This window comes from Pseudoalteromonas sp. 0802, assembly GCF_013350085.1.
GTDB lineage: Bacteria > Pseudomonadota > Gammaproteobacteria > Enterobacterales > Alteromonadaceae > Pseudoalteromonas.
On record NZ_JABVXE010000041.1, the window covers coordinates 1 to 8743 of the forward strand.

At 40.7% G+C, this 8743-nt stretch carries 7 protein-coding genes; 3 read left to right on the forward strand and 4 right to left on the reverse strand.

The genetic code is table 11. The annotated features are described in order from the left end of the window. Window positions 1–741 (forward strand): UDP-glucose 4-epimerase GalE (gene galE, locus HUS61_RS20770; RefSeq protein ID WP_175083633.1); only part of this gene is annotated, 741 nt, incomplete at its 5' end. Window positions 742–851: 110 nt separating this feature from the next. Beyond that, window positions 852–2987 (forward strand): YjbH domain-containing protein, encoded by a 2136-nt coding sequence (locus HUS61_RS20775; RefSeq protein ID WP_175083634.1) that lies wholly within the window; start codon window positions 852–854, stop codon window positions 2985–2987. 98 nt (window positions 2988–3085) lie between these two features. Here the strand turns inward: HUS61_RS20775 and HUS61_RS20780 are convergent, their stop codons facing one another. The 4 genes from HUS61_RS20780 to HUS61_RS20795 form a co-directional block, all read right to left on the reverse strand. Continuing rightward, window positions 3086–3433, reverse strand: coding sequence for a four helix bundle protein (locus HUS61_RS20780; protein ID WP_063701664.1), 348 nt, complete (start codon window positions 3431–3433; stop codon window positions 3086–3088). Between the two features lie 47 nt (window positions 3434–3480). After that, window positions 3481–4884, reverse strand: coding sequence for an MBL fold metallo-hydrolase RNA specificity domain-containing protein (locus HUS61_RS20785; RefSeq protein ID WP_175083635.1), 1404 nt, complete (start codon window positions 4882–4884; stop codon window positions 3481–3483). Between the two features lie 235 nt (window positions 4885–5119). Continuing rightward, a complete protein-coding gene (locus tag HUS61_RS20790) occupies window positions 5120–6199 on the reverse strand; it encodes a phosphotransferase enzyme family protein (protein WP_175083636.1) in 1080 nt (359 codons plus the stop codon). Window positions 6200–6240: 41 nt separating this feature from the next. After that, window positions 6241–7128 carry an NTP transferase domain-containing protein gene (locus HUS61_RS20795; RefSeq protein ID WP_175083637.1) on the reverse strand — a complete coding sequence of 296 codons (888 nt, stop codon included), beginning with the start codon at window positions 7126–7128 and terminating at the stop codon, window positions 6241–6243. A 517-nt stretch (window positions 7129–7645) separates the two neighbouring features. Here HUS61_RS20795 and HUS61_RS20800 point away from each other — a divergent pair. Next, complete coding sequence (locus HUS61_RS20800; RefSeq protein ID WP_175083656.1) at window positions 7646–8119, forward strand: DUF721 domain-containing protein; 474 nt, start codon at window positions 7646–7648, stop codon at window positions 8117–8119. Window positions 8120–8743 lie beyond the last annotated feature (624 nt).

Here is an 8743-nt window from a genome sequence, read left to right on the forward strand (position 1 = left end):
GTAAAACCTATCGAGTATTATCAAAACAACGTACAAGGTACACTGACTCTGGTTGATGCTATGCGTGATGCTGGCGTATTTAAGTTAGTATTTAGCTCATCAGCAACGGTATACGGTGACCCAGCAAGTTTGCCAATTCGTGAAGACTTCCCAGTTGGTGGCACGACTAACCCTTATGGCACATCAAAGCTTATGGTGGAAATGATGCTGCAAGATATCGCGAAATCAGATGAACGCTTTGCCTTTGTTATCTTACGTTACTTTAACCCTGTCGGCGCACATGAATCTGGTCTTATTGGTGAAGACCCAAATGGTATTCCTAACAACTTATTACCTTATATTTCGCAAGTCGCTGTGGGTAAGCTAGAAAAGCTAGGTGTATTTGGGGATGATTACGATACTGTAGATGGTACAGGTGTTCGTGACTATATCCACGTTGTCGATTTAGCATTAGGTCACTTAAAAGCGCTGAACCGAATTGCAAGTGATACAGGTGCGCACGTATTTAACCTTGGCACAGGTAATGGTTATTCAGTACTGCAGATGGTTACCGCTTTTGAGAAAGCCAGCGGTCAAGCCGTACCTTACCAAATTTCGCCGCGTCGAGCGGGCGATATTGCAGCTTGCTACGCAGCTCCAGAAAAAGCGTTAAAAGAGCTTGGCTGGCAAGCAGAGCGTGGTATCGATGAGATGATGCAGGATACATGGCGTTGGCAAAAGAGTAACCCACATGGCTATTAACAAATATAAAGAGATGTTTAACTTTAAGCTCTAGGTTAATTTATAAAGCAGAGTTTAAGTGTTATATTCAGACTAATTCAAGGATTTTATAACTTTAACTCGGATCCATTATGCCTAAATTTAATACTTTATTTTTAAGTTGTGCTGCTGCATTAAGCTTGCCTGCGGTTGCGGATGATATTAAAAATTACCAATCATTTTCTGGTTATACCGGATTAATCAACATACCTAATGCAGAGGTGGAGCAGTCTGGAAGCGCGAATGTAGGCTTCAATAATCAATTAGACTTGCGAGGAGTAAAGTATGTTGATGGATATAATTATATTTTTGCAGCAGGGTTAATCGAAGGGCTTGAAGTTAGTGGTCAAATAGCGTCAAGTACAATGAATGATAATATGTTCGCTAATGCGGAGAATCGCAGGCAATTACGAGATCTTTCGTTTAATGCCAAGTATCAAATACCTTACATTCCAAAAGATTGGTTTAGCGTAGCAATTGGTGCTAAAGATTTAGGAGGTGCATCCAACAAGTATGAAACTTACTATGTTGTGGCCTCGAAAGAGTTATGGGATTTTAGGCTTAGTGCTGGAGTTGGTACTAACGAAAAGCTCACTGGAAAAATGGATGGTGCGTTTGCTGGCGTTGAATGGCAGCCACTTGAGTGGTTTAGCTTATTGACAGAGTACGATGCTGAAGCGGTAAATGCCGCAGCTCGTATAACAGTTCCTAAAAAGTGGTTATACGATATTGGCGAGCTTACTTTTACCAGCCGTTTTTACAGTAGTACTGATTTTTCAGAAGATAAAGACTCTTATTGGGGAGTTAACTTTAGCTTACCTTTATCAGACGAAGCTAAAAGCAATTACAAATCTGTTAAACCAGCGCCGTATGTAGAGCCTATTAACACTAAACCTGTGGCTAAGATAAATGATCATGGTTTTGGCTTTTTTCAAGCATCTATGGCGCCAGAGCTTGCACAACAGCCTAAAGTTTTAACTACTGCTAATATTGAACAAGCGCCAAATGAACTTGCGAACACAAGTTTAAGCGGGCAAGTTGAGCAGTTAAAAGAAGCACTTATTGGTGATGGTTTTGAAAATGTTGTAGTGGGTTTTAATACCAGCACAGTATTTGTTAATTTTGAAAACTCAGTATTTAATCGCAACGACATTGATGCTATAGGGGTTGTACTAGGCCGCATTACAGAACATGTTAATTTAGAAAACAAACACTTTAGTGTTCAGTTAGCAAAATCAGATTTACCTTTAATTGCAATTAAAGGTAGTGTTGATAATTACCGTGCCTTTATAAAGCGTGGTATTAGCCCCGATTTAAATATCATGCAGGGTCGGGTTAGCATACCTGAAGGGGTTGTGTGGGCAGGCAAAGCAGAAGCAAGCCCTTACTTTAAACCAAGGTTGACAGTAAACCCTGTTCTTTCATCTACTTATGCTACAGAATTTGGTGTATTTGATTATTCAGTTGGAGTCCGAGCTACGCTAGACATACCTCTTTGGAAAGGGGCGGGTATTAACGTTGCTGCGCAAACAATTGTTGAAGAGAGTGATGATTTTGAAGATCGTAAAGTGTTTGATAATTACAGCCTTGACGAAGGAATAGTTAATGCTAGCCTATACCAAACTTTTGCTCTGCCATACGGTTTTTATAACCAAACCCAAATAGGTTTTTACAAAGACTACTTTGATTTTAAAGCAATTATTAACGAAACCGCGTGGTTGAGCCCAGAGGGCCGCCATAAACTAAGTACAAAAATCGCGTATTATGATTTTGCTGATTACCGAGCTTCTCGAGAATATGAAACACTTTCTTACCAATATAACTGGGTAGAACAAGATATTACATTACACGCATCCGGCGGTAATTATTTTTATGGTGATAGTGGCTATAAACTAGAAAGTCGTTTTTGGTATGGAGATAGCTATGTAGGTATTTTCTATCAAGAAACTGACTCACAAAAAGTGGGGGTGGCAATAAATATTCCACTTACACCTCGTAAAGATATGAACGTTACTCGTTTTGGTCAGTTAAAAGGTAAGTCAGCGTGGCGCACATCAGTATCTACCCGTGTTGGTAATGATATAAATACTCTTATATTTAATGAAGGTTATGCACCAACATCTTCGATCACGCTTGATAACACGGTATTTAATAAAGGTCGTTTAAACTCAAGCTATATTTATAGCAACCTGGCGCGCATGAAAGAAGCGTACGAGAGTTATAAATAGTAGTGACTCGCAGTAGCGAGGGCGAGATTCGAAATACGAGATTCGAGAATCGAGTCAAACATTAGAAGTCAGATATTAGAGGTTAGTGGTTAGAGTCACTAACTTCTATTATCAAACTGTTGTTTTAGACCCGTTAACATGGCCCCTAACTCTTTGGTTTCTGATATCCAATACAATGCTTTTTCACGTTCTAGGTAGCCTATCTCCAGGCCTATATAGATTTGTGTTCTTGTTTCTGCAAGCGAAGATCTCGCAATATCTATAAACCTACTTTTCTCTTTGTAACTTTCACGGCTTACTCCTTCAGCAATGTTGCTAGGAACTGATAAGCCTGAACGGGTTAACTGATCTCTAAAACCGAAGTCTTTTAATTCATTTGTTGATTTGTAAATTTCAGCACTTAATCGTGCAGACCGTTTCCATACATCTAGATTTTCAAAGTTCATAACTAACTCCTTGTATTGACTAACCACTAACCACTAACCACTAACCACTAACCACTAACCACTATCTCTACTCTTTCGCCTAACTCTGCTTTAAGCTTTTCTGCTAGTGCCTGTTTGGCTTGCTCATCACCGTGGACGATTTTGATTAAACTTGGCTTTTTGCGCATGCCGGTGACAAATCTGATTAATCCTTTTTGATCTGCATGGGCGCTGTAGCCGCTGATGGTATGAATTTGCGCTTTAATCATTACTTTTTGATTATCGATATATACATAGCCGCTGCGAGGGCCGTATTTTTGAATCTCTCGGCCTAATGTTCCTTGCCCTTGGTAGCCAACAAAAATGACATTGGTTGTTTTGTCGGGCAAAAACCGCTCTAGGTAATTGACTATTCTGCCGCCATTACACATACCACTAGCGGAAATGATTATTGCGGGCTGCTGTTTAGAGGTTAAAAAGTTAATCAGGGCAAGGTGTTCTTGGTGGCTATCAATGGTGTGTAGCTGGTTAAAGTCGAGCGGGTGACGGCCTTGTTTTACGCGTTTTTTTGCTTCGTTATCCCACAGCGCTTTAAAGTGTAAATATTCATTTGTGAAATTGGCTGCCATTGGCGAATCTACGATAATTTGCAGTTTATGCCACATAGAACGTTTACTTGTAGAATGAATAAGCTGTTCAAACTCATAGAGCAACTCTTGAGTTCGGCCAATGCTAAAAGCGGGTATAAGTACCACGCCATTATCACTTATAGCACGTTCTATAACCTTTTTAAGTACGGCTACGCGCTCTTTACGACCTTGATGGTTTTTATCGCCATAGGTTGACTCAATAACTAATGTATCGGCGCGGTAAGGCGGTTTTGGCGTTGGTAATAATGGCGTGTAAGGTGCACCCAAATCACCAGAAAATACCACTCTATGAGTGTTTGGTTTTTTACCTAGCTCGATTTCAACATAGGCAGAGCCTAAAATGTGCCCGGCGCGTTGCAGGCGAAGTTTATATAAGGGGTTTTGATTGCTTGAGGCTGCTTTTTCGGGGCTAAAGCCCACTCCTACGGGAATGCAGTACCATGTGTTGAAATCGAGAGGGACAATCTGTTGTTTGAGTAACTTTAAGCAGGTGCGAATCATTGCTCCATCGCGAGTTACACCCACTTTTAAAGCATCTTCAATCACCATAGGCAATAGCTTGGCGGTGGCAGCCGAGGTAAAAATAGGCCCTTTAAAACCAGCCGCAAGTAGATAGGGAATGCGACCAACATGATCTATATGGCAATGTGTAACAATCAGCGCTTTTACCGTTGATATATCAAACTCAATTGCTAAGTCTTGTTTACTGTCTTCCCCTTGAAATAGCCCACAATCAACAAGTACAGAATTTGTGTCATCAATAAATAGCTGGTGGCAAGACCCTGTTACGCCTTTCACCGCTCCGTGGTGTTTTATATGCATAATAATCTCCTGATTTTAAGGCTAGATATTATTTTAGTGGTTAGATATCAGAAGTCAGGTTTTTAGTAGTTAGATTTTAGAAGTTAGATATCAGTTGATCGAGAGGGTGGTTTTATTTTTTGTGTAGTTAAACAAAGAACTTGCTACACATGAATTGTATTTTACTTTGCACTAACCACTAACCACTAACCACTAACCACTAACCACTAACCACTAACCACTAACCACTATATTTTTACCCTTTATTTATCTCTAATATCGCTTTTAACGTATGTTCTTTTTCAAGAATATCGCGATATAAAGCAAACTGGTTGCGGGCGCGTTCTAGGTTGTGGTTTGCGTGCTTGGTGGCAAAGTAATTATCGCCATCAATAAAGTCTGTTAAAAAGCGCAGGCCAATCATAAAGGTCATGACTTTGGTGCCTAACCAAAAGCTTTCTTTTTCGGCGTCGGTGATCACATCTTGTAGTGGTTCAACATAACCTTTAACGATGGCGGCGAAGATCTCTTCACGAACACGTACATTACTTAGGTTGGTAGAGTCTTCTTGCTCAGGAGAGCAGAAGGTACGCACCATATCGCCAAAATCAAATAACCAATAACCAGGCATACAGGTATCGAGGTCGATGACTGCTTTCGCATCATCAGATTGCGTGCAAAACAGCATGTTGTTGATTTTTGTGTCGTTATGGCATGGTCTTAAAGGAATGTTTCCTTCAAGTTGTTTTAACTCATCAACTAAAGATTGTTGAGCTAAACAAAATTCGATGTCGTCTTGGCAAAGTGCTACACGATTTACAGGATCTTTGTTGATAACTCTTTTAAAGGCATCAAAACGCATCGCTAAGTTATGAAAATCGGGGATCACATGATGCAGCTGTTCAGCCTGAAAATCTTGTAATGCCAGCGCGAATTGTCCAAATGCATTGGCTGCAGTTTGTGCTTGCGAGATAGTTGCTACCACATCTTCACTATAACTGCCGCCAATAAATTCGAGTGCACGCCAAACACCTTGATCGCATTCAACTAAAAAGTCGCTTTCGATAGTTGGAACATGACGAATAATTTCTAGGCTGTATTCACCATTGTCGTGTTTTTCACTAAGGTGCTGCTCAATTAGTCGTGCATTTTCAACTAGGTGCTTAGGGTTAGGAAACACATCGGTATTTAACTTTTGCACAACCAAGGCGTTTTCTTCTGATTTAAGTAACATGGTTGTGTTGATGTGGCCATTGCCAATTGGCTTTAGCGTTACGTTATCTGTGCTTAAGCCAAAGTGCTCAGAAAGATAAGTTGCAACAGGATTAGACTTCATTAATTTTCCATTACTTATTTTTTGCAAGAAGAGGCGAGGGTTTAATCGTTTAGCTTACGACGTAACTGACATAAAGTGTGTGCTATTGCATCCAGTTCAGCTTTGTAGGTTACGCCATACCATGGCTCTTGTGCAGTATAAACGGTTACAGCTTGGCGGTTATCTTTAATCGCGAGTTGTATCTCATTTGGTAAATAATACTCTTTCGTGACACCGTTGTCAGTATTTTCTAAAAACTCAATAAAACCTGTTTCTAAGTCATTAAATAAACAAGGTGTTATTCCCCAAAAGCTCATAGAACCTAGGGCATCATCGGCAATTTGTAATCTCTCACCATGTGGATTGTTGCCTTTTAAAACATTATTTTCGAGTTTAATATCTAGGTACTCGACCACATCGGTTAAATGCTGGTGGCTATCAACAGAGCATACACCACGATTTACACCACCTTCTTCGGATAGGGTATCTTTTATTGGGTAGCCTACCATCGCCCAATTGCTATGCTGTTTGAAGTGCTCACTAACAATTGCATAAGAGGACTCGCCATAATAATCATCGGCGGTAATGACAATAGCAGGGTTATTTACATAGGGTTTTGCGCAAAGTAATGCATGACCTGTACCCCATGGTTTTAGGCGTTCAGCGGCTAGGTGCTCATAGCCATTTGGCACTGCACTAATTTCTTGCTCGACTAGAATTACTTCGAGCGACTCAGGTAGGCGCGGTAAAATCGTCGCTTCAAACTCTTCACGAATTTTTTTATTAATGATGATCACCGCTTGGCTCACACCCGCTTTAACCGCATCCTGAATACTAAGCTCCATGATGGTACAGCCCAGCCCTGGTATTTCGGCAATTTGTTTGTTTCCGCCAAAGCGGCTACCCAGCCCGCCAGCCAATACGATTAAAGTAAGAGAGTGTTGAGTCATCGTGCAAGTTAAATAAAAAACAAAGGAAAAGTGTACCAGAAACAATCACGCAGGAGGAAGAGAAGCTTTAAGCTATAAGCTGTAAGTTTTGAGCTGAACGGTGTTGTTTGAAGGTTCTTTATTAATTTGCCGGTTTGGTGTTGAATGTTAGACGCGCCAAGCAAGCGTGACGCCTACGTTTGATGTAGGCGTGAAATTTATTTCGCGCGGTGGTTTTATAATAGGGGTTAGATTTTAGAAGTCGGATTTTTAGTAGTTAGAATTCAGAAGTTAGATATCAGTTGATCGAGAGGGTGGTTTTATTTTTTGTGTAATTAAACAAAGAACTTGCTACACATGAAATGTATTTTACTTTGCACTAACCACTAACCACTAACCACTAACCACTAACCACTAACCACTAACCACTAACCACTAACCACTAACCACTAACCACTGTTTTCGAACCTAATAGCTTCATATTTACGTAGGTGGTATATTCTCTTTGTGGTGATTAAACCTTTTAGGTAGACGATTAATGGCAAAAGATAGATACGCGCCAAAGGCTGTTGGAGATATTATGGCGGGCTTGAGTGGTCGCTTGGCATCTTATGCTGGTAAAACCCAAGGCTTGTCTTCTCAACAAACCATTCTTGATGACTTCTTAGGTGAAACGCTTTCGAAAAAATGCCGAGTAAGTAATTACCGTGATGGTACTTTGATGATTGAAGCTGTTTCGGCACCTATTGCACTGCGTTTAAATTACTTAAAAATGGATATGCTTTCGCATTTTCGTGCCGCTGGCATGGTCGAACTTGGGCAAATTAAAATTACCGCAAACCCACAGGCAACCCAGCGCTTATCGGCAACTAATAAACCAGAACAAAAGCCTGCTTCGAAGCGCCAAATGAGCGAACAAACAGCCGATTACCTCAGCGCCATCGCCGCAGATGCCCCTCCATCGTTAAAAGCCAAGTTAGAGCGTTTAGCGCAACATGGGCGGAAGAAATAAAGGCATAGCTTTAAGCTATAAGCTGCAAGTTTTAAGTTGAACGGTGTGGTTTGTGAGCCTACCCCGTAGGAGGCACTTTAGTTCCGAAATTTAAGGAGCCATCAGCTTTCAGACGTCAGCCGAATTGTGGGGTGTTTGGTGTTAAGTTTCCCTCAGCAATAAAACTCTGTAGGAGGCGTTTTAACGCCGAACATCTTTATTTATTCACGGCTAAAGCCGTTCCTACGTTCTGATGTAGGCGTGAAATTTAAGGAGCCATCAGCTTTCAGCCGTCAGTTTTGAGCTTCTCAGCATCGCCTCTTGGTTATGTGTTTATAAGCATAACTCGCGTTGTATGGCAGGCGCGCCAAGCAAGCGTGACGCCTACGGCGGTGTAGACGTGAAATTTATTTCGCGCGATGGTTTTATAATAGAGATTAGATATCAGAAGTCAGATTTTTTAGTAGTTAGAATTCAGAATTTAGATATCAGTTGATCGAGAGGGGGGTTATTTTTTTGTGCAATTAAACAAATAACTTGCTACACATGAATTGTATTTTACTTTGTTCTAACCACTAACCACTAACCACTAACCACTAACCACTAACCACTAACCACTAACCACTAACCACTAACCACTAACCA